The organism is Clostridium sediminicola (assembly GCF_050402865.1).
In the GTDB taxonomy this organism is placed as follows: domain Bacteria; phylum Bacillota; class Clostridia; order Clostridiales; family Clostridiaceae; genus Clostridium_AF; species Clostridium_AF sediminicola.
In genome coordinates this window covers 70,040-94,655 of record NZ_BAABMF010000008.1, presented here as the reverse complement: position 1 = coordinate 94,655, position 24,616 = coordinate 70,040, and the positions used below count along the sequence as shown (strand labels likewise).

Annotated in this window: 25 protein-coding genes; 14 read left to right on the top strand and 11 right to left on the bottom strand. The window is 28.1% G+C overall.

The window, feature by feature from the left end:
• Nucleotides 1-14: 14 nt before the first annotated feature.
• Nucleotides 15-779 (bottom strand): IclR family transcriptional regulator, encoded by a 765-nt coding sequence (locus ACQ3F0_RS14265; protein ID WP_428865986.1) that lies wholly within the window; start codon nt 777-779, stop codon nt 15-17.
• A 201-nt stretch (nt 780-980) separates the two neighbouring features.
• Here ACQ3F0_RS14265 and ACQ3F0_RS14260 point away from each other — a divergent pair, with 201 nt between their 5' ends.
• The 4 genes from ACQ3F0_RS14260 (at nt 981) to ACQ3F0_RS14245 (ending at nt 3,536) form a co-directional block, all read left to right on the top strand.
• On the top strand, nt 981-1,928 hold the full coding sequence (locus ACQ3F0_RS14260) for a sugar kinase (protein ID WP_428865985.1): 948 nt from the start codon (nt 981-983) through the stop codon (nt 1,926-1,928).
• Nucleotides 1,929-2,010: 82 nt separating this feature from the next.
• A complete protein-coding gene (locus ACQ3F0_RS14255) occupies nt 2,011-2,247 on the top strand; it encodes a helix-turn-helix transcriptional regulator (protein WP_428865984.1) in 237 nt (78 codons plus the stop codon).
• Nucleotides 2,248-2,700 carry a peptide deformylase gene (gene def / locus ACQ3F0_RS14250; protein ID WP_428865983.1) on the top strand — a complete coding sequence of 151 codons (453 nt, stop codon included), beginning with the start codon at nt 2,248-2,250 and terminating at the stop codon, nt 2,698-2,700. It begins immediately after the preceding gene.
• Between the two features lie 158 nt (nt 2,701-2,858).
• Nucleotides 2,859-3,536, top strand: a complete 678-nt coding sequence (locus tag ACQ3F0_RS14245) for a hypothetical protein (RefSeq protein WP_428865982.1) — start codon at nt 2,859-2,861, stop codon at nt 3,534-3,536.
• A gap of 35 nt (nt 3,537-3,571) precedes the next feature.
• Here the strand turns inward: ACQ3F0_RS14245 and ACQ3F0_RS14240 are convergent, their stop codons facing one another.
• Nucleotides 3,572-4,111 (bottom strand): DUF5698 domain-containing protein, encoded by a 540-nt coding sequence (locus ACQ3F0_RS14240; protein ID WP_428865981.1) that lies wholly within the window; start codon nt 4,109-4,111, stop codon nt 3,572-3,574.
• A 484-nt stretch (nt 4,112-4,595) separates the two neighbouring features.
• Between ACQ3F0_RS14240 and ACQ3F0_RS14235 the strand changes: the two genes are divergently transcribed.
• Entirely contained in the window at nt 4,596-5,147 is a 552-nt protein-coding gene (locus tag ACQ3F0_RS14235; RefSeq protein WP_428865980.1) for a type II secretion system protein, read from the top strand.
• Nucleotides 5,148-5,274: 127 nt separating this feature from the next.
• Here ACQ3F0_RS14235 and ACQ3F0_RS14230 read toward each other — a convergent pair whose 3' ends face one another.
• Both ACQ3F0_RS14230 and ACQ3F0_RS14225 read right to left on the bottom strand, forming a co-directional pair.
• Complete coding sequence (locus ACQ3F0_RS14230; protein ID WP_428865979.1) at nt 5,275-5,505, bottom strand: hypothetical protein; 231 nt, start codon at nt 5,503-5,505, stop codon at nt 5,275-5,277.
• 165 nt (nt 5,506-5,670) lie between these two features.
• Nucleotides 5,671-6,387 (bottom strand): DUF169 domain-containing protein, encoded by a 717-nt coding sequence (locus tag ACQ3F0_RS14225; RefSeq protein ID WP_428865978.1) that lies wholly within the window; start codon nt 6,385-6,387, stop codon nt 5,671-5,673.
• Nucleotides 6,388-6,524: 137 nt separating this feature from the next.
• On the opposite strand from ACQ3F0_RS14225, the gene ACQ3F0_RS14220 reads away from it, so the two are divergent.
• Nucleotides 6,525-6,887: a DUF3221 domain-containing protein gene (locus ACQ3F0_RS14220; protein WP_428865977.1), complete on the top strand. Its 363-nt coding sequence runs from the start codon at nt 6,525-6,527 to the stop codon at nt 6,885-6,887.
• A gap of 73 nt (nt 6,888-6,960) precedes the next feature.
• Here the strand turns inward: ACQ3F0_RS14220 and ACQ3F0_RS14215 are convergent, their stop codons facing one another.
• From ACQ3F0_RS14215 to ACQ3F0_RS14205, 3 genes are read right to left on the bottom strand one after another with little or no spacing between them, the layout of a single operon-like run.
• Nucleotides 6,961-7,944 carry an ABC transporter substrate-binding protein gene (locus ACQ3F0_RS14215; protein WP_428865976.1) on the bottom strand — a complete coding sequence of 328 codons (984 nt, stop codon included), beginning with the start codon at nt 7,942-7,944 and terminating at the stop codon, nt 6,961-6,963.
• Nucleotides 7,931-8,692: an ABC transporter ATP-binding protein gene (locus tag ACQ3F0_RS14210; RefSeq protein ID WP_428865975.1), complete on the bottom strand. Its 762-nt coding sequence runs from the start codon at nt 8,690-8,692 to the stop codon at nt 7,931-7,933. Before ACQ3F0_RS14210 ends, ACQ3F0_RS14215 begins: the two co-directional genes overlap by 14 nt.
• Before the next feature lies 1 nt (nt 8,693).
• Nucleotides 8,694-9,443, bottom strand: coding sequence for an ABC transporter permease (locus tag ACQ3F0_RS14205; RefSeq protein WP_428865974.1), 750 nt, complete (start codon nt 9,441-9,443; stop codon nt 8,694-8,696).
• 515 nt (nt 9,444-9,958) lie between these two features.
• Between ACQ3F0_RS14205 and ACQ3F0_RS14200 the strand changes: the two genes are divergently transcribed.
• Nucleotides 9,959-12,562 carry a methyl-accepting chemotaxis protein gene (locus tag ACQ3F0_RS14200; protein WP_428865973.1) on the top strand — a complete coding sequence of 868 codons (2,604 nt, stop codon included), beginning with the start codon at nt 9,959-9,961 and terminating at the stop codon, nt 12,560-12,562.
• Between the two features lie 83 nt (nt 12,563-12,645).
• Here ACQ3F0_RS14200 and ACQ3F0_RS14195 read toward each other — a convergent pair whose 3' ends face one another.
• Genes ACQ3F0_RS14195 through ACQ3F0_RS14185 form a run of 3 tightly spaced genes read right to left on the bottom strand, consistent with a single transcriptional unit; the run spans nt 12,646 to nt 15,632 of the window.
• The gene (locus ACQ3F0_RS14195) at nt 12,646-14,241 is read right to left on the bottom strand and encodes a CotH kinase family protein (RefSeq protein ID WP_428865972.1); all 1,596 of its coding nucleotides are present in this window, start codon (nt 14,239-14,241) and stop codon (nt 12,646-12,648) included.
• A 15-nt stretch (nt 14,242-14,256) separates the two neighbouring features.
• Nucleotides 14,257-14,925 (bottom strand): DUF4956 domain-containing protein, encoded by a 669-nt coding sequence (locus ACQ3F0_RS14190; protein ID WP_428865971.1) that lies wholly within the window; start codon nt 14,923-14,925, stop codon nt 14,257-14,259.
• Between the two features lie 11 nt (nt 14,926-14,936).
• Entirely contained in the window at nt 14,937-15,632 is a 696-nt protein-coding gene (locus ACQ3F0_RS14185) for a polyphosphate polymerase domain-containing protein (protein WP_428865970.1), read from the bottom strand.
• A gap of 417 nt (nt 15,633-16,049) precedes the next feature.
• On the opposite strand from ACQ3F0_RS14185, the gene ACQ3F0_RS14180 reads away from it, so the two are divergent.
• From ACQ3F0_RS14180 to ACQ3F0_RS14150, 7 genes are all read left to right on the top strand, one after another.
• Complete coding sequence (locus tag ACQ3F0_RS14180; protein ID WP_428865969.1) at nt 16,050-16,721, top strand: response regulator transcription factor; 672 nt, start codon at nt 16,050-16,052, stop codon at nt 16,719-16,721.
• Entirely contained in the window at nt 16,718-18,262 is a 1,545-nt protein-coding gene (locus ACQ3F0_RS14175) for a sensor histidine kinase (protein WP_428865968.1), read from the top strand. The genes ACQ3F0_RS14180 and ACQ3F0_RS14175 overlap by 4 nt, the downstream gene beginning before the upstream one ends.
• A 60-nt stretch (nt 18,263-18,322) precedes the next feature.
• Nucleotides 18,323-19,189: a CPBP family glutamic-type intramembrane protease gene (locus ACQ3F0_RS14170; protein WP_428865967.1), complete on the top strand. Its 867-nt coding sequence runs from the start codon at nt 18,323-18,325 to the stop codon at nt 19,187-19,189.
• Between the two features lie 170 nt (nt 19,190-19,359).
• The gene (locus ACQ3F0_RS14165) at nt 19,360-21,030 is read left to right on the top strand and encodes a putative bifunctional diguanylate cyclase/phosphodiesterase (RefSeq protein WP_428865966.1); all 1,671 of its coding nucleotides are present in this window, start codon (nt 19,360-19,362) and stop codon (nt 21,028-21,030) included.
• Between the two features lie 55 nt (nt 21,031-21,085).
• Entirely contained in the window at nt 21,086-22,420 is a 1,335-nt protein-coding gene (locus tag ACQ3F0_RS14160; protein ID WP_428865965.1) for an aminotransferase class V-fold PLP-dependent enzyme, read from the top strand.
• Nucleotides 22,421-22,625: 205 nt separating this feature from the next.
• The gene (locus tag ACQ3F0_RS14155; protein ID WP_428865964.1) at nt 22,626-23,150 is read left to right on the top strand and encodes an ECF transporter S component; all 525 of its coding nucleotides are present in this window, start codon (nt 22,626-22,628) and stop codon (nt 23,148-23,150) included.
• A complete protein-coding gene (locus ACQ3F0_RS14150; RefSeq protein ID WP_428865963.1) occupies nt 23,143-23,718 on the top strand; it encodes a class I SAM-dependent methyltransferase in 576 nt (191 codons plus the stop codon). Before ACQ3F0_RS14155 ends, ACQ3F0_RS14150 begins: the two co-directional genes overlap by 8 nt.
• Here the strand turns inward: ACQ3F0_RS14150 and ACQ3F0_RS14145 are convergent.
• The gene (locus ACQ3F0_RS14145; RefSeq protein WP_428865962.1) at nt 23,715-24,440 is read right to left on the bottom strand and encodes a type II secretion system protein; all 726 of its coding nucleotides are present in this window, start codon (nt 24,438-24,440) and stop codon (nt 23,715-23,717) included. The genes ACQ3F0_RS14150 and ACQ3F0_RS14145 overlap by 4 nt on opposite strands.
• Between the last annotated feature and the right edge of the window lie 176 nt (nt 24,441-24,616).

Sequence of the window (24,616 nt, the reverse complement as noted above, 5' to 3'; positions counted from 1 at the left end):
AAAGACCTTGAATATTAATAAATATATTCAAGGTCTTTAGTAATAGCTTTTGCTGTTTCCTGTACTAATTTACCAAAGTATTCTATTTTATTTTCATCTATTCTCATTTTAGGAGTAGAAATACTAATAGCATATTTTACACTTTTATCTTTATTTAGTATTGGTGCTGAAACACAAATTACTCCTTTTTCATTTTCTTCATTATCAATTGAATAGCCGACTTTTTTTATTTTATTTATTTCTGTTAACATTTCAGCTTTAGACATGATTGTATTTTCAGTAAGTTTAACAAGTTTATCTTCTATGTTATTCCAAACTTCTGAGAATTCATTATCATTTAAGTTAGCCATGTAGGATTTACCAACGGCGGTACAATATATTGGGATTCTTTTCCCTATATAGGAATGCATTCTGATAGTATTGTTAGATTCTTCTTTATCAATATATACAATCTCATCCTTATCAATTAAGACTAAATGAACTACCTCATTTGTTTTTTCAGAGAGTTTTGAAATATGTGGTTTTGCAATGCTTATAATATCTAAAGAAGTTAATAACTTGTTGCCTATTACTAAAAACTTCAATGAGAGATTATATTTATTATTTTCTGGATTTTGATTAACATATCCTTTATAGATTAAAGTATTTAAAAGTCGATGTACTGTGCTTTTGTTTAAATCTACTTTTTTAGATAAATCAATTAAGCCAATTTCACCATCTCTTAGTGCTTCTATTATATTAAAGGCTCTATCAACTGATTGAACAACATCTTGATTCATACTATAAACCACCTTTCACATAACTAAATTCAATTGAAAGTATAGGGGAAAAAAATACAATATGCAATATATTTTTACTAAAAAATTGATTTTGTAGCTTATTTTTTCTTGCCAAACTAACTTATTTTTTATATAATCTAAATAGGTTCACATTATGAAATTGAGTTTCATATTATGGAACATAAAAGGAGATGATATTTAATGGATGTTGTAACTTTTGGAGAAACAATGGTTTTATTTAATCCTGATTCTAATGGACCACTTAGATATGTACATAAATTCACAAAATCTATAGGTGGAGCGGAATCAAATGTTGCTATAGCTCTCGCAAGATTAGGGCATGAGGTGGGATGGTTTTCTAAGTTGGGTAATGATGAATTTGGAAAATATATCAAAGCAATAATAAGAGGGGAAGGTGTGGATGTATCAAGGGTAGTTGAAGATGATAATAATGTTACAGGACTAGTTTTTAAAGAAAGATTTATGCACACTGACCCAAATATTTATTATTATCGTAAACACTCTGCAACTAGTTTTTTGAATGTAGAAGATATTAATTACAATTATATAAAAAATTCTAAAATACTACATATCACTGGAATTACGGCAGCTTTATCAAAGACATCAAGAGAAGCGGTTTTTAAAGCTATTGAAATAGCAAAAAAAGAAAATGTTATTATTTCTTTTGACCCAAATATAAGACTTAAACTATGGAAGATAGAAGAAGCTAAAGATGTTTTATTGAATATTGCTAATAAAGCAGATATTATTTTTCCAGGAATTTCAGAGGCGAAAATGCTTTTAGGAATTGATGAGCCAAAGGAAATTACAAGCAATTTCTTAGAAATGGGTTGTAATATTGTAGCTATAAAACTTGGTAAAGAAGGCTGCTATGTTGCAAATAGAGAAACAAGTCAATTCTACAAGGGATATGTAATAGATAAGTTTGAAGATACGGTAGGTGCTGGAGATGGATTTGCTGCTGGGTTTTTATCAGGAATTTTACAAGGATTAAATATTGGAGAGTGTGCTCAAATAGCTAATGCAGTTGGAGCTATGGCTACTTTAGTGAGAGGAGATATGGAAGGATTTCCGACAAAGTCTCAAGTTATGGAGTTTATGGGGAAAGAGAAGTATATAGATAGATAAACTCAAGTAAGGTTAACTTGACATAGAAGCAAAACATTGCTATATTTAAAATGTAAGGTTAACATTACAGGGGTGATAATAAATGAAAAATAAAATAAAAGAATTACGTGAGATTCTTGGTTTGACTCAAGAACAACTAGGAAAACTTTTAGGAGTATCAAGACAAGCGATAAATGCTATTGAAACAGAAAAATTTGAACCATCTATATGGTTAGCGCATGATATTAGTAAGATCTTTAATCGTTCGATAGAGGAAATTTTTCTTTTTGAAGAAAGTGAAAGAAAATCTAGATCTCAGCAAAGTAGAGGTGTAAGATAAATGGCACTAAGAAAAATTAGGCTTTGGGATGATGAAATATTGAGGAAAAAGAGTAAACAGGTTAAAGTAGTTGATGATAAAATAAGACAAATATTAAATGATATGGCTGATACTATGTATAATACTGAAAACGGTGGAGGATTAGCAGCTCCACAAGTAGGTATATTAAAAAGGTTAGTTGTTATAGATATGGGAGAAGGGCTTATAAAACTAGTTAATCCAAAAATAATTAATAGAGAAGGAAGTCAAGAAGTTATTGAGGGATGTTTAAGTATTCCTAATAGGTGGGGAAAGTTAATAAGACCTACAAAGGTAACTATACAAGCATTAAATGAAATGGGTGAAGAAATTATTTTAACAGGTAAAGGCAATTTAGCAAAGTGTTTTTGCCATGAAATAGATCATTTGGAAGGCATACTTTTCACTGATTTAGTTACTGAATATATAAAGTAATCTGATAAGATATTAGTTCACAAAGACTTGTCTAAGGTTAACTATTATACAATTTGTTGTATAAAAAACATTGTAAAAATGGTATTATAGTAAATGTTGGTAATTAAATATAATTTACTATAATACTATTTATGGTGATTTGTTAACCAGGAGGAAATATGACTGAAAATAATAATGAAATAAGATTGACTATGAGCAAAGGAAAATACATAACAGCAATAGTGATTTGTATAATTATCATTGGTTTTGGAACGGTGTTTTTTTTAGAAAAAGATTTTAATTCAAATATAATTCCAGCAATAATTGGAGTAGGTATTGGATTATACTTATCTATATTTCCTAGAATGAAAAAAATAAAAAAATCAGGAATCGATGTTGATAAATATTTTGATTTTAAGTTTGAAATGATGATGAATTTTATAATATTTTTCATATTTGTTCTAGGTACAGTAGCTTTTAGAAAAATATTTTTAAAAGTTTTATCTATATTATTAGTTATTTTTGGTGTTTTATTATTAGTAGATAGTACTATTAATTATTTTAAAAAGAGACCTATGGTGATAATAAATGATTATGGAATAAAGTTTTACTTTAGTATTTTTGCGCTAAAAGTAGACATGCTAAAATGGGAAGAAGTAAAAGAAGTATTTAAATATGAGGATACAAATGGCAAAGCTATTGGGATACTGCCTAAAAATATGAAAAATATTTTAGGGAATAGAATTTGGGTTAAAATCCTTTTTGTAGGAAACCCTAAAATATTTACTATTCATCAAAGACAAAGTTCAATGGATATTGATGATTTGTACATTGAAATTAAAACTCGTATGATTTAATCTCAAGTATTGGCAGTTATAATCTATTTTTAAGATTAAACTGCTTTAATTCTTGTTGTACTGATTTTACCGTTTACTTTATTAAGATTTTTAATTTTTAATGTTGGATTATTAACACCACATACATCCATAATTTCTTCGAGGACTTTAAATTCTTTTCTCTTAATCACAACTTCAACTTTATACCTTTTTTCTCCATTATTTCCTCGTGCTAGAAAATTATTAACGGTATAGCCGGCTGTTCTTAGTTTTTCAGCTACTTGTATCATTTTATTCTTGTTGTTTAAGAATATATCTACTTCAAGTATACCAAGTGCTAAACGGTCTTCGATTTTACCACCTATAAAAACTCCAATAGTCCTACCTAGAGCATAAGCAATAGTAAAATGAATTCCCTCTGAACTTGACATTTTAGCAATTACTGTTGCAAAAATCATAGCATCTATAAATACTAAAATATAAACTGGATTCATAATTTTTTTTGATATAAGTATGGTTTTTAATGTTGCTAAAACATTGGTAAAAGCCGTTATTAGAAGTACACCAATAAGTGCATATATTGTGCTTTGTGTCATAAAAACACCTCCTTTAATATTATTGCGATTCATGTCATTTATTGCACAACAAAAAACAACATGACAATTTTATGTTAGTAAATAATTAGTTAGAGATAAATCATTTTAACTATTAATCTATTTTTATTAAATCATTCAAATATTTCTGAGGGTTTTTACTACTAAAGAATAAGGGTATCTAAGTTTTGTGATCCTTAGATATTGGATGAAAAGTATCTTTATAATAATTTCGAAAATAATGATAAGATTATTGAAAAATGCTATTTAATTATATGCTACTCATATTTATCTAAATAATAAACTAACTTTTTCATTATATCATATGTTTAGGATAATAACAACTTAATTTTTGGGGAAACAAATAATCTTGTTAAATTGAATTATAGAGCTTTTTCTTATATAATTAGAGTGAATTATTTTTTGAAAAATACATAATAATTGAGTAAATAATGTAAATTAATCTAATTAATGAGGGGGTTATTGTTTGAACAAAAGAGATTCTAACAAAAAGGGATTTACGCTTATAGAATTAATTATAGTTATTGCAGTTTTAGGGATAATAGCTTTAGTAGCCATACCTAGGTTTACAAAATATACTAGATTATCAAAAGCTCGAAAGGTACAAGCTGATTGTGTTATTATTGAAAAAGCAGTATTACTATATCATCTAGATACAGAACAATGGCCTGATATAAAAAGTACTCTTAAACCAAATAGTGAAGGATTAACAGGAGTGGGGTTGACTAATAAACCTAGTGGATGGAATGGTCCTTATTTGGAATCTTGGCCTTTAAACCCATTCAGTGAATCTAAGATAATTGATGGGAATGAACATTATGCACTAGATTATTATAGTGATGCTGGGCTTTGTATAGATATAATTTTACCAAGTAGTTTATCCCAAAGTCATCAAAATGAGGTTTTTAATTATTTAGAAAAGATTATTGATAATGGAGATGGAAATAGTACAAATAATACTGGTAAATTAAGACGTCGTAGTCCAAGTGCTAGATACGTTGTATATGTAATAGAGTAAATTGAATATTATTTGCTAGATTTATCATTAATGTTTGATGAATCTAATTTAACCTAGTAGAAATTATAATAAGTATAATTTCTACTAGGTTTTGTGAAGTAACAGTAAAATATCTCAAAATTAGGTTTTATGCCCAATCATTCCACTCATCAAATCCTTTTCTAGCCCCTATATAAAAGAATTCTGTGTGTCTACATTTCGGACATACATATACTTTGAACATAAGGTGTTCTTCTACATCAAATAGAGCCCCCAGTATACCTCTATTATTATCTTGAGAATCAAATCTGTACTCTTTTAGATATTGCATTATTGAGTTACATCTTAAACAACTTATTGTTTTTGCATTATTATTCATAGAATTTCCTCCTAAAATATTAGATTTACATACTTTATTATTCACTATATATAATAAGACAAAAAAACTAGAAAAATGTTTCAAAAATTTATATATGGAATATCACATCAGATTTAAGCAAAAAAACCAGCAAATTTTATGCTGGTTTATGTATAAACTTCTAAATTATTTTTTTATTAATCTATTATAAGCTCTTTTTTCTCTTGTTCTTGGCATTGCTTTTTCATTAATTAGAGCCAGCGAGTTTACAATAGATTCTAGCTGACTACCTGGAAATCCAGCATATAAGTATTCATCTGCAACATTTGTAGCATTTCTACAACCATAACAGCCTGTACTAACATTAATTCCTCCAGTTAAGTGAGGAACAACAGTCATATCCACGCATGTACCGTTTGAAACACTAGTGCTAAAATTAAGTCTTCCGCCTGTTTGATGAATAGAAGCTAGATTTAACCACATAATTTGTTCAGGAAGAGTTTCTAGAACGATAATATCAGGGTCAAAATCAACATCTTCTAATGGTGATAATGCTATGCCAGTATATTGGTTTTGTTCAAAACGAGGCATAAGTTCCATTGTTTTTTTTCCTGCTTCTCTTTGAAAAGAGCCGATAGTAGATAAAAATTCACCAGACATAAGTTTATCAGGAACTGGCATAAAACCTAATGCTGAAGCGCCATTTGCGCATGCTATGTTATCTCCGTTAGCCAAAAGCTTGCTTCCTTCGCGTGCTTTCATAATAAATTGACAAAAAGTGTATTTGGTACTTGAATCATATCCATCTAGAGATTCATTTTCTGTCAATAATTTTATGCCTACTGCGGAATGCTTCATTTTTAAAATGCTATTTAGCTGTTCAGATAGTTCTTTATAATTCATAATACAATCCTCCTCGTATAAAGTTTCATTTAAGGCTATTATAGCACTGATAAAAAATACCAACAATATACGTATAGTTTACCTATAAAATAACACATACTAATTATAGATAAAAAATGTGTAAAGGAATGAGGTAAATGAAATCTAAAATTTTTGCAGTAGCATTGATTTTTCTTATGTGTTTTGCAGGTTCTTTCAATAATGTCTATGGGTTAACTGATGAAATTCATGAGAATGAACTAAAAGAAGTAGAAAAAGATATGTATGAAATGATTTCAGGAAAGATAAAAAAAATTATCGTTAATGATGAAAAAAGGTCATTATTAATGGAAGATGAAAAAGGTAATGAATATGTTTTTCATATAGGAGAACATACAATAATTATGACTTTTGATGAATTGAAAATTGGTGACAAAGTAGATGTCATTTTTAATGGTATATTAACTAAGAGCATTCCACCTCAAGGGCAGGCAATCATAATAAATGGACTAAAAGTATAATTTTCAAATACCAGCCGTCGGGAAACACGACGGCTGGTATAAGTATTAGTAATTTCATTATGGATTTTTAGTGTTACTTATTATCATTCAAATCTTCTATTAAACTTTTAATATCTATAGTTTTAGTAAGCATGCCATTTTCCTTCAAAAATTCTTGTGTTTTTCCTAATTCCTTAATGTCACTTTCTGAAATAGTAGGATCAAAATTGTATAAAGAATACATTTTTTTGACCTGATCTAAAGAAAGTTTAGTTTCTTTTGATGTTAATTCAAAAGTTTCATCTGGATTTTTTTTCATAAACTCAAGACTTTCATTATGTACTTTTAAGTATCGCTTAGCTATATCAGGATAAGTATCTATGAATTTTCCACTTGCCCCTATTACTATAGTTGCATCTAATATACCTTCGCCAGTAGTTACTATATGAGCACCATTTTCTTTAGCATTATCAGTTGCTGCACCTGCAACTAGGACAGCATCGGCACTATCGGATAGAAGAGCTGAGACTCCGTTTGCTATACCCATATTAATAAATTCTACATCATCAAGGGATAAATCTTCTTTAACAAGAGCACCTACAAGTAATTGATGAAGTATTGTTCCTTTTGGGCCAACGATTTTTTTTCCTTTTAAATCCTTTATACTTTTTATAGATGGATCTTTAGCCATTATAGAAAAAGCTTTTGGAGCTCTACTATATACACCTATTATTTTTATATCAACCCCATTAGCCGCAGCCAATATAACTGAAGTAGCGCCGATTGCGTTACAAAAATCTAGAGAACCAGCTGCTACTGCTTCTGTCATCTTTGCACCAGATGTAATTTCTGGATAGTTGATTTCTATGTCATCATTTAAAAACTCATTCTCGAAAAGTTCTTTATTCTTTTCAATTATTGAAGGCACATTCAAAGGTGCTTTAACATAGGATATATTTATTGTTTTTGGTGAATCAACTGAAACTGAACTAGGCACTTCCTTTTCGGAACAACCTCCAACAGAAGTTATAAGCAATAACACACTTATTAATATAGAACCTTTTTTAAAAAATTTCATTTAAATCCTCCTCTGAAAAATTATTAAATTTGTTTAAAATATATTTTCTGAAATTCAAGAAGTCAGTACTGTTTGAATCTCTGAAATAATTCATATTAATATCAATAGTATCTTTTAAATAACCATCATCTAAAACTATAATTTTTTGGCCTAAAGAGATTGCTTCATCAACATCATGAGTTACAAATATAATTGTTTTACCTGTTTTTGTAAAGATATTAACTAATTCATTTTGAAGTTTTTGCCTATTAAAATAATCTAAAGCACCTAAAGGCTCATCCATTAAAATGATATCTGGATCATAACAAAGAGTTCGCCCTAGAGCTGTTCTTTGAGCCATCCCTCCTGAAATTTGAGAAGGGTAAGCTTTTCTGAATTCATAAAGTCCAAGTAATTTTAAGTATTTAGCTACTGTCTTATTTATATAAGTTTTATCTTTGCAATTATTAAGAGAAAAGGCCATATTTTCTTCTACAGTCAGCCAAGACATTAGTCGTGGTTCTTGAAACACTATGGAAACTTTAGGCGATTTATTGTTATCATTATTTGTAAATTCAATAGAACCTGATGAAGTTTTTTCTAAACCACAAAGGAGTCTTAATAAAGTGCTTTTTCCACAACCGCTTTTACCAACTATAGTAACAAAGCTTCCTTTAGCAATATTTAAATTTATATTTTTTAATGCATGAACTTTTTTATTTTCAATTTCATAAGTTTTACAAAGATTTTTAAGTATTAATCCTGACATATTAAAATTCCTTTCCGTAAGAATTCAATATTTTTTTTGAAAGTTTTAAAAAGATATAATCTACTGCATATCCTAAAATTCCTATAGATAATATACCTACTATTACTATATCTGGTCTGGAAAGCTGCTCTGCATCTATTATCATATAACCAATACCAGAAGATGCAGCTACAAGTTCTGCACCCATTAAAGATCTCCAACTATATCCAAGGCCTAGTTGAATTCCGGTTAAAATAGAAGGTAATGCTTGTGGAAATATTATTTTAGTGAATTTATCTATATTACTAAAATGAAAGACTTCACCAACTTCTAAGAGTTTTTCATCGTAATTTGTTATTCCTGTTAATGTATTAGAAAAAATTGGGAAAAAAGTGGCTAATATGATTATAACAAGTTTAGAAGATTCACCAATTCCAAGCCAAAGTATTAATATTGGAATCATTGCTATCGGTGGAATATGTCGCATAAATTCTAAAAATGGTTCAACATAAGGTAAAACTTTTTTTCTTCTACCAAGAAATATAGCAAGGGGAAATGCAATTAAAAATGTAATTGAAAATCCAACAATAACTCTATTCAAACTAATCATCAAGTTTTTAGCAAGCTCACCGGATTTGAGAAGTTCTATAGTAGTAATTAATATAGTTGTTGGAGAGGGGATGATATAACTATTAAAAATATGTAGCCTGTCTACAATCATCCATACAAATATTAGTAATAATGGTAATAAAAGCCCTTTTAGTTTTTTCATAGGATCCCTTTCTTTAACGACAAAAAACTTTCCCAAAAGGGAAAGTTAGTATTTACACAAAAAAAGATTGATGCAATTCTATATCTAATTCCCTTTCAGATTAGAAAAAATCTTCTCTGTCAGATTTAGAAGTTTATTTCAAATAAAAAAACAATAAAGTCTTAATATTTGAATCTTTGTGATTATTTTAACAAAACATACATAAAAAGTCAAGGTATACAAAAGCATTATTGAAGATGGTTTAAAGTTAATGAAATTTCAAATTGTATTGTAATAATAAACAAAAATAAATACGAAAAATTACATAATAATACAAAATATTATAGAAATAACAAGGAAATACTAGGAAATCAATACATCATGTAATATAATATATATGCTGATAAGTATATACCAACCATAATTACTTAAAAATAGTAATAAATTCACCATTATGTAATCGAAATCAGCTCTACTGTAAGCTCTCTGTAGATTTAAGAATTTTTTATGATATCTAAATTAAGGAGGAAGCAATTATGAAAGTATTTAGGAAGCAGAAAAAGGTAGAAAAGTCTAAGAAAATCAAAAAAAATAAGAAACGGTTAAGAAGTTTTAAAATATCAACAAGGCTTATTAGTTCCTTCATCTTTATAGCAATGATTTCAGCGATAGTAGGTATAATTGGTGTAATTAGTATTCAAAAGATAGACGGTAAGAGTAAAGAATTATATACAAATAATACTGTTGCGATAGCAAAGTGTAATGAAATATTAATAAATTTTCAAACAATAAAAAGTGGAATAAACGAGATGATTTTGGGCGATAATGAGATTTTGAGTGATAGTAAGTATAAACAGATTGAAAGAGATTTAAAATCAATTAATACTAAAATAATAGAACTTGAAGAATCAAGAAATAAATTAGATGAGTCTAATAAGATATATGAGCTACTTCAAACTGCAACAAGTGAGCTTTCTAATTCTTTGAATGAATTATTGTTGGAATATAAACACAATGATAGTTATGCATCTAAGTTGGTGTCCAATATGGAAGTAGAAAATAATGTGATGAATGTAGGGTACTGTATAGAAGCTCTTTCTAACAAATTAGTAAATGAAGCTGCTACAACATCGGAACAAAATACAGTAATTGCTAACTCCGCGTCGACTACCATGATTGTAGTGGTAATTCTAGGTGTAATGATAGCTATTATTCTTGGACTATTTATATCAAACAATATTAGCAAACCTATAAAAAAATTAGTACAAGTTTCAGATAAACTTGCAAAAGGTGATATTGATGTAAGTGTTGAAGCAACTTCAAAAGATGAAATTGGAATGCTTACTACAGCTTTTGAAAGAATGATTGAAAATATCAAAGATCAAGCTACTGTAGCTGAAAAAATTGCTTATGGAGATCTTTCTATAGAAGTCAAATCAAAGTCTGAAAATGATGTATTGGCAAATAGTATGAAACTAGTTGTTGAGACATTGAGAAATCTTGTTGATGAAACTAACATGCTCACAACAGAAGCAGTAGAGGGTAGATTTGATACACGAGGTGATATAGAGAAATTTAATGGTGGTTATAAAAAAATAGTACAAGGTGTAAATGATACACTTGATACAGTGGTAGATAAAATTTATTGGTTTGAGAGTATATTGAATTCTATACCTAATCCTATATCAGTAACAGATTTAGATATGAATTGGACATTCATAAACAAAGCAGTGACAAGAGCTATTGATGTAAATAAAGAAGATATAATTGGAAAGCAATGTTCTAATTGGAACTCACATATATGTAATACAGAAGAATGTGGTATCGCAAGATTAAAAAATAATATATTTCAGACTAAATTTGAACAAAATAATCATAATTTTAATATAGATACATCATATTTATACAATAAAGATGGTGAAAAAATAGGTCATATAGAACTTATAAGAGATATAACTGAGGACTTAAGAAAGAAGAATTATCAGAATACTGAGGTGGAAAAACTTGCTACTAATCTTCAGTTACTTTCAGAGGGAGATTTAAGTCTTGCTTTCAATGTTGCTGAAGCAGATGAGTATACTCTTGAAGATAAAGAAAACTTTATGAAGATAAATAATTACTTCAAAAAAGCAATTGAAAGTCTATCTAGTTATGTAGGAGAAATATCTCATATATTGTTACAAATATCTGAGGGGAATTTAGAGGTTGAAACTTCTGGAGAATATAAAGGAGATTTTGAAGAAATAAAAACTTCATTAAATACTATAATTAATTCTTTAAATGACGTTTTATTAGATATTAATAATGCATCTGATCAAGTGGCTACCGGTTCTAGGCAGGTTTCTGATTCAAGTTTGTCCCTATCACAAGGGGCTGCTGAGCAAGCAAGTTCAGTGGAAGAGTTAACTGCAACTATTGAAGAAATTGCTGCACAAACTAAACAAAATGCACAAAATGCTAATGAAGCTAATAATCTTGCAGAGATAGCTAAAGCTAATGCAGCTGAAGGAAATACACAAATGCAAGAAATGTTAACAGCAATGGCTGAAATTAATGATTCTTCAAATAATATTTCTAAAATTATTAAGGTTATTGATGAAATTGCTTTTCAAACAAATATCTTAGCTCTTAATGCAGCGGTAGAAGCAGCTAGAGCTGGAGAACATGGTAAGGGTTTTGCAGTAGTTGCTGAAGAAGTCAGAAACCTTGCAGCACGTTCTGCCAATGCAGCTAAAGAAACAACAATAATGATTGAAAATTCTATAGCAAAAGTAGAAGATGGGACTAAAATTGCTAATGTTACAGCAGAGGCACTTAATAATATTGTTAATGGTGTTACAAAAGCGTCTAATTTAGTTAGTGAAATAGCCATTGCTTCTAATGAACAAGCATTAGGGGTTGAGCAAATCAATCAAGGTGTTAATCAAATAGCTAATGTTGTACAAACTACTTCAGCAACATCAGAAGAAACAGCTGCTGCGAGTGAAGAACTTTCAAGTCAAGCACAAATGCTTAAAAATGGAGTAGCTAAATTCAAACTAAAAGAATGTAATGAAATAGTTTCTTATAAAGGGGTTGAAGGCCTAAATTCAGAGGTAATAAGGATGATTGAAAGTTTAAGTGAAAAAAACAGTAATTAAGCATTTGACTGATCTTTCTGAATTAAAATATTAAGCTAAATTAAATAAGACAAAAGGATACATACCTGCATCCTTTTGTCTTATTATTTTTTAGATAAAACTACACTTGTTCCAATCATTACAATAGTCATTATTAACAATCCAATAGTATTTATAAAACTGGTTGTAGGATCAATAGGTTCAGTAGAAGTTGTACCATTTTCTTGGTTCATTTGTTTCATATCATCTGGCATTTTATTATTCATACCTTCTGGTCTCTCACCGTTGGTACCATCGGCTTTTTGACCATTCATACCATTAGGCATTTTGCCTTCCATACCTTCAGGTTTTTGACCCATACCATTTTTACCGGACCTGCGTCCATTATCACCAGTTCCGGTATTACCATCTCCGTTATTGGTACTAGGAATTTCTGATGAAAGTTGCTTTGATACATTATCTACTCTCTTTTCAATAAAGTTTAATAGACTTATGCTTTCGCCTTCATCTTGAAACAAAGTTTTTTCAAACTCTTCATATGAGTAAAAAGAGGTTGGATCTATCTCAACATAATTTTTTATCATTTCGTATACAGATAATACTTTTTCATTTATAGTATCTTTTTCTAGATATCCTTCTGATAGAGCTTGAAGATATTCATGATATTTTTCTACATATTCTTCATTGTGAAAAATAGCTTGGATTAATGGGTAATTATCCATTGAACCTTTTACTGGTTCATCAATTAAAAACTCAGTGGCTTCCAAATCAGTTAAACTTGACATTGGAAATCCATTAAAAATCATATTTAAATCCCAAGAAATCCATTCAAAGATGCCGTCGTTGTTGTATAGATAGTAATTATGGAACATACCACCTTGATAACTGTCTAGATGTATACTCATGGTACTAACAGCCAAATACTTTAAGAAAGAATCTACATTAAATATTGAATCTAAATCGCCATCAGTTTCTATTATTTTTATAAGTTCGGCTAGTGATTCATTATCATAGTTTTCCATATTCTCAGGAAACATTCCAGTATAGTCCATACCATCATCAGAGATATATGATAAATCTGAGCCTGTTCCCATGTCAGGTTTGTATAATTCACCTAAATCATTATCAAAGTTTTCAACTAAGAAAGAGTCATTTACTTGTTCCACAGCTAAATATAAACCAAAATATTCTCCATTAATAGATAAGGCAACATAACTAGTTCTAGAAGAAACAGCATCTAAATCTTGTAACATTTCATAACCTAAATATTCTGCCATCATTGATGAATCAGAAAATAAGTTATTGAGATTGATTTTAGTTATGCCATAAAAACTCTGATCTTCTAAATAATAATTAAAGTCAATTTTAAAACTATATCTATCACTCTCAGAATTAGCTACAGATTTCAAACTAGAATTTCCTTTTGGTCGTATACCAATATCACTAAATGTATAGCCATTGTAAGTTATATCTGCCATAACAATTTCTTCAGACATGGCATTAGCATTCATTTCTTGGTATACATCTTCATCAATTTGAATATTAACATCTATAACTTTATCATGAGGAAAGATTATATTATCAATGGTAGTATTATTATTCTCAGCTGTTGCACTAGTTGAGATAGTAGGAACAAAATCCAATGTTACTAATACAAAAACTACTAATAGAGTTGCTGCTAAGCTTTTAAGCCATTTCATCTAATCACCTTCAATCTAACTAGAGTATTCGCTACTACTAACTAACATAGCATGAGAAACTGAATCAATTTGTCTCAAATCATTTATAAAGTTCATCTCTTCATCTTTTATTCTCAATTCAATTGTCAATTCTATTTGTGAACTGTCAACGGTTTTTGATTTTACAAAATATCTATCTACCTTTGATTTTATTTTATTTATAACATTAGTTTCATCAGATTCATTTTCAAAATTAATTAATAAAATATATGGAGTTTCACTTTTTATATTTAAATTAAATATATAAAGTATCATGCCTATTACGAAAGAACCAACTATTGCAAGCAGATAGAACCCTGCACCAGTCACAATTCCAGAAGCAATTGACCAAAACATAAATACGATGTCCATAGGATCTTTAATAGCTGCTCTAAAACGAACAATACTTAAAGCACCAACCATACCTAGGGATAAAACTACATTTGAAGTAACTGCCATTATTACTAATGAAGTAATCATTGTCATCATAACCAATGAAAGATTGAAGCTCTTTGTATAAACAACACTTTGGTAAGTTTTCTTATAAATCTGAAATATAAATAACCCAACTATAAATGATAATAATAATGTAATACCTATATCTAATGCAGATAAACTAGTTGCACTTTCTAAAAAACTGTTCTTAAAAATATCTTGAAATGACATAAATATACCTCCTAAAAATTATAATTGTATTTTCTCGAATAAACATACTTTGATGATGATGATGCCATTACATGTCCACTTTGAATAAGACTTTTTATATGATTTGGGAGAACACCGTTAAATTTTATCTCCATAATGACGTCCTTTAAACCAGTAGCTTGTCTATAATTTAGATTTTTATCAAAAATATTTATTTTATTACTAGATGTTTTTACATTAGAATCAAATGTAATTCTTAAATTACCTACTGGGTGAACAAAAGCTAGTCTGTTATATTTAACAATTACCTTTGGCTTGATAAAACTATGAGTTAGTTGTAAATAAAAATCCTTAAATAATTGAGTTTCTTTTTCTTTTAAAAATTGGAAGTTACTATTATAAATATTTATCACTTCATTTTTCGTTAGAATTCCGGACACTTTCTTAGTCATTTGATGAACTTTTGATTTTCTTTCTAGTTTAAAAAAAGTGGTATCATCATTGTAGAAACGTATTCGATATTTGTGCCTTATAGCATCACCATTTATTTTTTGAGTGTAAGCACTGTTCTTAAAATCATCGAAATATAAACTTGTTATGTTATAGCCCTCAACAGGACAATTTTTATCTCTTTTCAATACTTTACTTAATCTATTCTTTAAAACTAAACAATCTAAATCACTAATGGTAAATTTAAGTTCATGCCGATTAGCTTTTATCAAATCCATATTATTACCTCCTTTCCTTGAGCTGTAATCGCTATAAGTTTTCCTTGAATACAATTTACTTTAGAAATGTCACAACTATATCACAGGGATATTTTTGTTGATGTTAATGTGATATGGATGTAACATAGTTTATATAAACTTAAATGTATAAAATAGATTTAAATTATAGTTTTCAAGATACTACAAAAAAGTTAAGAGTTAAGAGTTAAGAGTTTAGGACACCTTTCACTGAAGTGAAAGTTTTTAATCATACAAATGATTAAATAATTCCTTTTGAATCAGCAAAAGAATATTATTCAAGTTAGTTAAGTACTTTCTTAACCAGGTTAAGAAAGCTAACAAGGCTTAGTTAAAGATTTTCTGCACGAAAATCATCATTAACTCTTAACTCTTAACTAATAAAGTGGGGTGTTTTTTATGAAAAAGAAAATTTTAATAGCAGATGACGAAATGCGAATGAGGATACTAATTTCTGATTTTTTGACTAACGAAGGTTATGAAATTATTGAGGTTGGGGATGGCAAAGAAGCTATTGAAAGATTTTTAGATAAGCCTACAATACATTTAGTGATTTTAGATATAATGATGCCATATTTTAATGGTTGGGAAGTGTGCGAAGAAATTAGGAAAGTTAGTAAGGTTCCTATAATTATGCTCACAGCTAAAAACACTGAAAATGATGAACTAAATGGCTTTAAAAAGGGAGCAGATGAATATATTAAAAAACCTTTTAGTCCTTCAATTTTAGTTGCAAGAGTTAATGCTTTAATGAATAGAACTTATGAAGACAATAATAAATTGAATAAAGGGAGTTTAATAATTGATACTGATAAACATTTAGTTAAATCTAAAGATAATGAAATAGAACTTAGTATTACTGAATATAAAATGCTACTATTTATGGTTCAAAATGAGGGAACTGTCCTTACTAGGGAACTACTTTTAAATAATGTTTGGGGCTATGATTATGAAGGAACAGATCGTACGGTAGACACACATATTAATAGACTGAGAATAAAACTAAAAGAAGCAGGCGATTATATAAGAACTGTAAGAGGGTATGGTTATAAATTTGAGGTGATAGAATGAGTTCAATAAAAAAGAAGCTCTTTTTTCAAATAGGTACACTTATTGTTATTTTAGTTAGTCTTTTGTTATTGGCAAATACGTTATTACTGGAATCTTATTATACATATAAACAGAAGAAAAAATTAGTGGAGCATTATAGTACTATTAATTCTATAAACTCAAATAATTATGAGGATAGTATATTGGAGTTTCTTTCTATTGAGACTAAAGCTAATACAGATATATTGATTCTGGATAATCGAGGGGATATAGTTTATGAATCTAATATTTTCATGGCTGATAAAAAACTGTTAAATAAATTAATGGATATAATGAATATTAATGGTGGAGAGTTTAATCCTACTATACAAAAACCTAAAAACGCTCCTCCTAACCCTAAAATTGAAATAAGAAAAATTGAAATGATTAATCATAAAACTAGTTTTGTGTGGGCTAATGATACTATTTTAGGTAATAGAAATCTTTTATTGTTCGGAACATTAAATAATGGAAATATTATTGAACTAAGAATTCCTATTGAGTCTATTAAAACTAATATAAAATTATCAAATGATTTTTTATTGATAATTGGAGTTATTGTATTTATTATTGCAATGATATTTGCTTATGTAGTTTCAAATTATTTTACAAAACCTATAAGGGAAATGAATGATGCAACTAAACGTATGAAAACTCTTGACTTTGATACTTCTTGTAAAGTTCTTTCCAATGATGAAATTGGGCAGCTTGGAGAAAGTATAAATGAAATGTCAATTGAACTTTCAAAGACTATTAATTCTTTAAACGAAAAAAATAAGGAACTTGAAAATAAAATTAAGGAAAAGAATAGATTGGATGAGAAAAGACGTGCGTTATTGAATAACGTTTCTCATGAATTAAAAACCCCTTTAGCTTTAATGCAAGGTTTTGCAGAAGGATTAAAGCTAAATGTTACAAAGAATAAAGAAAAATCCGATTTTTATTGTGATGTTATTATTGATGAATCTTTAAAAATGAATGAACTAGTAGAAAGTTTATTAAACATCGATGAAATGGAATTCGGTGATAAAGTTTTGCATAAAACTGAATTTGAAGTAAATGACTTTATACTTGGGATACTGAATAAATATAAAAAAATATTCAGAGATAAAGATATAAAATTGAATGTAAATACCATAGAATCTATTAAAGTAATTGCAGATATTTTTATGATGGAAAGAGTATTTACTAATTATATAACTAATGCAATAAACTATGTTGATGAAAATCTTAGTGTAGAAATAAGCGTGATAAAATTAAAAGATAATATTAGAATTGAAGTTTTCAATACTGCAGATGCAATAAATGAAAAAGATTTAGATAAAATATGGGATAGCTTTTATAAAATAGATAAGGCTAGAACAAGAGAAAAAGGTGGTCATGGGTTAGGGTTATCTATAGTAAAAGCCATTCAAGAAGCTCACAATAATTCTTATGGCGTAAGAATTGTAGATAAAGGTGTTTGCTTTTGGTTTGAAATGGATAGGTTACAGAAAAATATTGATAAAAATTTAATTAAATGATAATCTAAATAGTAGTTTAGAAATGGAAAAAAAGAGATTTTAAATAAGGAGTGTAAAAAAATGAAATATGTAAAGATGATTCTTAAAATATTTGCAGTATTATGTATGGCATTTATGTTACAAATAGTTGTATCCTTCGGCTATGGAGTAATTTATAGTATAAAAGCTCTTTCTCAAGGAATGAGTCAATTAGAATTAACAGAGAATGTTCAAGTAGCAATTATGCAGAATTTAGATATTATTACTGTTATAAGCGCAATGCTTTCAGTACTATTGATTTTCTTAATTTGTTTAATAAGAAGAAAAAGTTTCTTGACTGAACTAAAAGTAAATAAACTAGAATCAAGACATATAAAATATGTTGTTTTAATAGGCTGCTGTGCATTTATGTTCTCTATGGGTCTTGCAAGTTTATTAAGTCTGGAAAAATTAGATCAAAATGCATCAGAGTCTTTATCTAACTTAGTTACTAATGGATCTTTTTTTATAACATTATTAAATGTTGGGATTATTGTGCCAATATGTGAGGAAGTTTTATTTAGAGGATATATATTTAGAAAATTATACTCTACAATTGGAATAAAAACTGCAATAATTCTTCAAGCTTTAATATTTAGTTTATATCATATGAATTTAGTACAAGCATTACCTACTTTTATTTTAGGTGTGTTAGCAGGTATAGCAGTCTATTATACAAACTCATTATGGGGTGGAATAGTTATTCATGCAATTAATAATTCTATTGCTGTCTTGCTAAGCCATACATTACCTCAAGAGAGCGATTTCAATATGATCATGTCAATAATATTTATTATTATCGCTTTTGGTTTATTAATTTTAATAATTAGAAAATTAAAAGAAAATAAGAGTGAATGGATTTCTTCAAATGATAGAACAAAGAAAGAAGAAATAGTATTTGAAGGGTAATTAATAACTAAAAACCTAATAAGAAAACCTGTAGTTTAAATATGACTATAGGTTTTTTTATTGATTAATATTATTTTAAGTAGTAGTAAACTCATATTTGCAGATATTGTCCAAAAACATATATTTTGCTACAATATTAGTAGTATATAGGAAATGAGGAAATAATAACTATGAGAAGACAGCGCTTAATGATATTTACTTTCGTACTACTAATGCCAATTTTTTTGATAATAAGTGGGATTGTATCCATTCTACAAAATTTGGAAGTGAATTTTATAGAATTTTTAATGGAAGGATTTTTGGTGTGTGTTTTAACACTTTGGATATATGTATTATTGAAGTCAAAGAATTTTTCGCTTATAACAGGACTGTGCTTCTTTTCAATTTCAATGTTCACAGATACACTTGATGAATTGAGATTTATCGTTATTCCTGAGTGGACAAATTTTGTATTTGAAAAAATATTTCTAGTTATAGGGTTTTTAATTATTACTGTTGGAATACATCAAGAACTTAAAGATAAAAGAATTGCTCTAAAAAGAATGTCAAATATTGCTTATAAAGATTTTTTAACCAAATTACCTAATAGACGAGCTATTAATGAAAAGATTGAAAAGGGAATTGAAAAAGCAACTAAATATAATAAACAAATGGCTATTTTCTTATTGGATTTTGATAATTTTAAATATATTAATGATGTATATGGACATGAATGTGGAGATAGAGTGCTTATTTATATTGCAAATAGATTAAAAAAATTTGGTACAGAAAATAGATTTATTGGTAGATTAGGTGGAGATGAGTATCTTGCTATTGTTGAAAACGTTAATAGTGAAGAGGAAGTATTTGAGTTTGCGCAAGATATTATTGAAGAATTCAATATGGTAAAAAAAATTGATGATAATAATTTTTATATTTCTGTTAGTATAGGTGGAGCTATTTTCCCACAGCATGGTGAAAATAGAACATCTTTACTTCGAAAAGCAGATATAGCTATGTATAATGTTAAAAAAGAAGGTAAAAATGGTTTTCAACTTTACAATAAAAAATCAGAAAGTATTAGTGTTATGGAAATGAATATGAAAGCTGAAATAATTAATGCTATAAAAAATAATGAGTTTATAGTATATTATCATCCAATAGTATCAGTAGAAAAGGATTCAGTAAAAAGTGCTGAAGCTTTAATTCGATGGAAGAAATCAGGTAAAGTGATTAGTCCGGGTTGTTTTATACCAATTACTGAAAAATATGGATTAGCAAGTCTTGTGGATTTTTATATGTTAAAGCATGTTTGTGAAGAAATGAATACATGGAAAAGCTTACATGGAGTATATCCCTTTGATAAAGTTTCTATAAACCTGTCCTCGAAAACTATGATGGAAAAAGATATTATAAATAAAATTAAAAATGTTATTAATGAGTCTGGTGTTCCATCTGATCATTTTACTTTTGAAATAACAGAGACATCTATTCTCCAGAATTATGATAATGCTTTAAAAAAAATTCTATCAATACAGGAATATGGATGTTCAGTGTCTTTAGATGATTTTGGAACAGGTTTTTCTTCATTGAATCATTTACGATCTTTTCCTATTAATAGCATAAAAATAGATAAAACTTTTATTGATGGAATCGGAAAAAATCAAAAAGATGAAAAGCTGGTTCAGGGACTTTTGAGTTTAGCAGATTCGCTTGATATAGATATAATAGCTGAAGGTGTTGAGACACGTGAACAAATAGAATTTTTAAGTAAATTTGGATGTAAATTTATTCAAGGGTACTACTATTACAAACCTATGGAAATTAGTGAAATTAATAAAATTGTTAATGATTATTCGTAACAGTTCATTTACTTCTAAAATATAATGTATTTATAGTAATAAACAGGAGAAGTTTATGAATAATAGCAATCTTAGCTCATATTTGAGAAGTTTTGTAGTAGGTACAGAAACAAAAATACCTTTAAAAAATGGAAAATATGTCACAGCTATAAACTTTGATAATGCAGCTACTACACCACCACTTTATTCAGTTATGGCTGAAATAAACAATTTTGCTCCTTGGTATTCTTCTATTCATAGAGGGAAAGGATATAAATCAGTATTATCGTCAAATTTGTATGACCACGGGAGAGAAGTTATCAGAGACTTTGTAAATGCTCACAGTACTAAAGATGTTGTTATCTATACAAAAAATTGTACCGAATCCATTAATATGCTTTCTTATACATTATGTCATGAAGATAAAGAATCAGTAATTCTTTCAACTTATATGGAGCATCTTGCAAATGATTTGCCTTGGAGAGATAAATTCAAAGTAGATTATGTTGATATAGATAAATTTGGAAGGTTATCTATGGATGATTTAGAAAAAAAATTATTAAAGTATAAAGGTAAAGTTAAACTAGTTACTGTTATAGGAGCATCAAATGTTACTGGATATATAAACCCTGTGTATAAGATTGCAAAATTAGTACACAAATATGGTACAAAAATTCTTGTTGATGGGGCACAATTAGTTCCTCATGCTCCTTTTGATATGATGGAATATGATTCACCGGAACATATAGATTATCTTTCTTTTTCAGCTCATAAAATGTATGCACCATTTGGTACAGGTGTTTTGATTGGCCCTAAGAAAACCTTTGAGAAAGTTCCACCTGTTTACAAAGGTGGTGGAGATGTTCGATTAGCTTCTCACGAATTTATTGAATGGAATGAGCCTCCATCAAAAGATGAAGCAGGAACACCTAATATTATGGGAGTTGCAGCTTTGATGACAGCTATAAAAACTTTAAGCCTTATTGGAATGGAAACTATTCATAAATATGAAGATAATTTAATTACTTATGCAATAGAGAGGTTGAGAAATATTCCTGATATAAAATTATATTGTTATGATAAAAAAGATGAGGAACGTGTAAGTCTTATATCTTTCAATATTGAAGGAATTCATCATGATTTAGTAGCTAAAATACTTTCATATGAAGCAGGAATTGCTGTGAGGAATGGTCTTTTCTGTGCTCACCCATATGTTGAAAAATTATTGGATTTGACAAATAAAGATTTAGAATATTATCATCATAACCATGATGTACCGCTACCAGGAATGGTTAGAATTAGTTTTGGAATGTATAATAATTATTTAGAGATTGATAAGTTGATAAAAATTCTTAATAGAATTGTAAAAAATAAAGGTTACTATATTGAAAAATATAAAGACGTTTTATAATAAAACAATTATATACAATCAAAGGAAATTTATGTACAAGATAAATATTTTATGCTAAAATAAATTTTGTATACTATGAAAGTATACATTGAAATCTTTAAAAGATTTGTTTATATAAATATCTAAAATAAAATATAAAAAATTTTCGACCATGAAGGTAGAGTTTTAAAGCTCTGCCTTTTTATTTTTTGTAAGGAGGGACAAAATGAATTCAAAAACGTCAAATTTAGTTAAAGCATCTCTTTTTTTAGCATTAGGAATTATTATTCCATTTACTTTTCATTTTGCTGGAATTGCGGGTAAAGTATTTTTGCCTATGCATATACCTGTAATGTTGTGTGGGTTTATTTTAGGTGAGAAATATGGTGCATTAGTAGGTTTCATTACCCCGTTATTAAGTGCTGTGACCACAGGAATGCCCCCATTATTTCCAATTGGAGTTGCAATGGCATTTGAGCTTGCTACATATGGTTTTGTAGCTGGAGTATTATATAACAAAAAAAGAATCAATGTTTTGGGTGTTTTGTTTATATCAATGATTTTAGGAAGATTAGTTTCTGCAATAGTAAATTTTATTTTATTGTCTTTTGTAGGAAAGACTTTTGTTTTTAAGATATTTATAACTACCTGTACAGTTACTGCACTTCCTGGAATAGTAGTTCAATTATTATTGATTCCAGTTATAATTAAAGCATTAGAAATAAAGGGAGGATCAGTATTAGATGGATAATAAAAAGTTTTTTAATGAAATGGCTGAAAAATGGGATGAAACAGTGTACCATGATGATACAAAACTTAATAAAATAATGGAATTAAGTAAGGTTTCAAAAGATACAAAAGTACTTGATATAGGGACAGGAACTGGAGTGTTGATTCCCTATTTATTGAAGAGAAATGTTCAGTCAATAGATGCTGTTGACCTTTCAGAAAATATGATAAAAGTTGCTAAGAGTAAATTTCATGATGATAGAATTAATTTTCATATTTGCAACATAATGAACTTCAAAAATAACGGATATGATTATGCTTTTATATATTCAGCTTATCCTCACTTTCCTGACAAAGAAAAATTGATAAAACATATTCATTCATTATTAAATAAAGATGGAAAAATAATCATTGCACATTCTCAAAGTAAGGAACAAATAAATGCTCTTCATAAAACCAAGGATTCTGTAAAAGAAGATAGACTACCATCAGCTGAAATAACTACATCGTTAATGAAAAATTATTTTAAAATTGATAAAGTTATTGACAATGAAGAAATGTATTTTATTTTGGGAATTAAAAAAAATTAAATACTCCAACCACTAGAACTATTATATTCTGCTCTGTACCATTTTCCGTCAACTTGTCTTATACCAGAAAGACTTTCCCAGGCTGACGGGCTTTTTATTTTTATTATTACTAGTCCAGTTTCTGAAGTACTTCTATATAGATAATAATTCTTATCAGTTGTACTTGGATCTGGAAATTTTGATAAGCCTGCTTGTTTTACTATTTCATCTTTCAATCCAGGAATATAATCAGATATTAAATAAGTAGATTTACCATTATAACTAAAAAAATGATTATCTGAATAATCAAAAGATAAAGTTGCCTTATTACTATTTAACATAGACGCAAGTGCATCAGCTATAGCATTTCCTTTACCTGAATCAGTATTTAAATCATAAATAGTTTTAGTTTTTTTATTATTAAAATCGGGAATATGATCTAAATATTCAGGAACTAGTTTGCTTTCTAAAAGCTCTTTATTATTCTTAGCATACTTTTCTATTTCATCACTATCTAAACTATCCATATTAAATAAGTTGAAATCTTCACTTTCTTCTAAATCACCACTAGTCATAGCTAGTCTAGCAGCATCCATTAAAATTTTAATATCAGCTTTTTTGGCAACAGATTTAGCTTCTTCTTTAAATTTATTAAAATTAGGAATAACTACTACTGATAAAATTCCCATAATAGCTAAAACAATTACTAACTCTACTAAAGAAAATCCTTTTTTTCTATCCATATTCAATCTCCTAACGATTATAACTAATTATAGAAAATAACACAATTGATTCTATTTTATATATTTCTTTGGTATTATTCAAGGTTTTTTATAGTTAAAATTCAAAATATGTATTGATTGTATAGAAGACTTCAATTTATCAGTATAGTATAATAAGCACAGCAGATATATTTATA

Bases quoted from the DNA above. Each gene is read 5' to 3' on its own strand.
- ACQ3F0_RS14220 (WP_428865977.1), top strand. From the start codon at position 6,525: ATGAAATCTAAAATTTTTGCAGTAGCATTGATTTTTCTTATGTGTTTT.
- ACQ3F0_RS14170 (WP_428865967.1), top strand. From the start codon at position 18,323: ATGAAATATGTAAAGATGATTCTTAAAATATTTGCAGTATTATGTATG.
- ACQ3F0_RS14200 (WP_428865973.1), top strand. From the start codon at position 9,959: ATGAAAGTATTTAGGAAGCAGAAAAAGGTAGAAAAGTCTAAGAAAATC.
- ACQ3F0_RS14215 (WP_428865976.1), bottom strand. From the start codon at position 7,944: ATGAAATTTTTTAAAAAAGGTTCTATATTAATAAGTGTGTTATTGCTT.
- ACQ3F0_RS14165 (WP_428865966.1), top strand. From the start codon at position 19,360: ATGAGAAGACAGCGCTTAATGATATTTACTTTCGTACTACTAATGCCA.
- ACQ3F0_RS14185 (WP_428865970.1), bottom strand. From the start codon at position 15,632: ATGGATTTGATAAAAGCTAATCGGCATGAACTTAAATTTACCATTAGT.
- ACQ3F0_RS14155 (WP_428865964.1), top strand. From the start codon at position 22,626: ATGAATTCAAAAACGTCAAATTTAGTTAAAGCATCTCTTTTTTTAGCA.
- ACQ3F0_RS14255 (WP_428865984.1), top strand. From the start codon at position 2,011: ATGAAAAATAAAATAAAAGAATTACGTGAGATTCTTGGTTTGACTCAA.
- ACQ3F0_RS14225 (WP_428865978.1), bottom strand. From the start codon at position 6,387: ATGAATTATAAAGAACTATCTGAACAGCTAAATAGCATTTTAAAAATG.
- ACQ3F0_RS14230 (WP_428865979.1), bottom strand. From the start codon at position 5,505: ATGAATAATAATGCAAAAACAATAAGTTGTTTAAGATGTAACTCAATA.
- ACQ3F0_RS14195 (WP_428865972.1), bottom strand. From the start codon at position 14,241: ATGAAATGGCTTAAAAGCTTAGCAGCAACTCTATTAGTAGTTTTTGTA.
- ACQ3F0_RS14150 (WP_428865963.1), top strand. From the start codon at position 23,143: ATGGATAATAAAAAGTTTTTTAATGAAATGGCTGAAAAATGGGATGAA.
- ACQ3F0_RS14260 (WP_428865985.1), top strand. From the start codon at position 981: ATGGATGTTGTAACTTTTGGAGAAACAATGGTTTTATTTAATCCTGAT.
- ACQ3F0_RS14265 (WP_428865986.1), bottom strand. From the start codon at position 779: ATGAATCAAGATGTTGTTCAATCAGTTGATAGAGCCTTTAATATAATA.
- def (WP_428865983.1), top strand. From the start codon at position 2,248: ATGGCACTAAGAAAAATTAGGCTTTGGGATGATGAAATATTGAGGAAA.
- ACQ3F0_RS14160 (WP_428865965.1), top strand. From the start codon at position 21,086: ATGAATAATAGCAATCTTAGCTCATATTTGAGAAGTTTTGTAGTAGGT.
- ACQ3F0_RS14240 (WP_428865981.1), bottom strand. From the start codon at position 4,111: ATGACACAAAGCACAATATATGCACTTATTGGTGTACTTCTAATAACG.
- ACQ3F0_RS14180 (WP_428865969.1), top strand. From the start codon at position 16,050: ATGAAAAAGAAAATTTTAATAGCAGATGACGAAATGCGAATGAGGATA.
- ACQ3F0_RS14190 (WP_428865971.1), bottom strand. From the start codon at position 14,925: ATGTCATTTCAAGATATTTTTAAGAACAGTTTTTTAGAAAGTGCAACT.
- ACQ3F0_RS14245 (WP_428865982.1), top strand. From the start codon at position 2,859: ATGACTGAAAATAATAATGAAATAAGATTGACTATGAGCAAAGGAAAA.
- ACQ3F0_RS14205 (WP_428865974.1), bottom strand. From the start codon at position 9,443: ATGAAAAAACTAAAAGGGCTTTTATTACCATTATTACTAATATTTGTA.
- ACQ3F0_RS14175 (WP_428865968.1), top strand. From the start codon at position 16,718: ATGAGTTCAATAAAAAAGAAGCTCTTTTTTCAAATAGGTACACTTATT.
- ACQ3F0_RS14210 (WP_428865975.1), bottom strand. From the start codon at position 8,692: ATGTCAGGATTAATACTTAAAAATCTTTGTAAAACTTATGAAATTGAA.
- ACQ3F0_RS14145 (WP_428865962.1), bottom strand. From the start codon at position 24,440: ATGGATAGAAAAAAAGGATTTTCTTTAGTAGAGTTAGTAATTGTTTTA.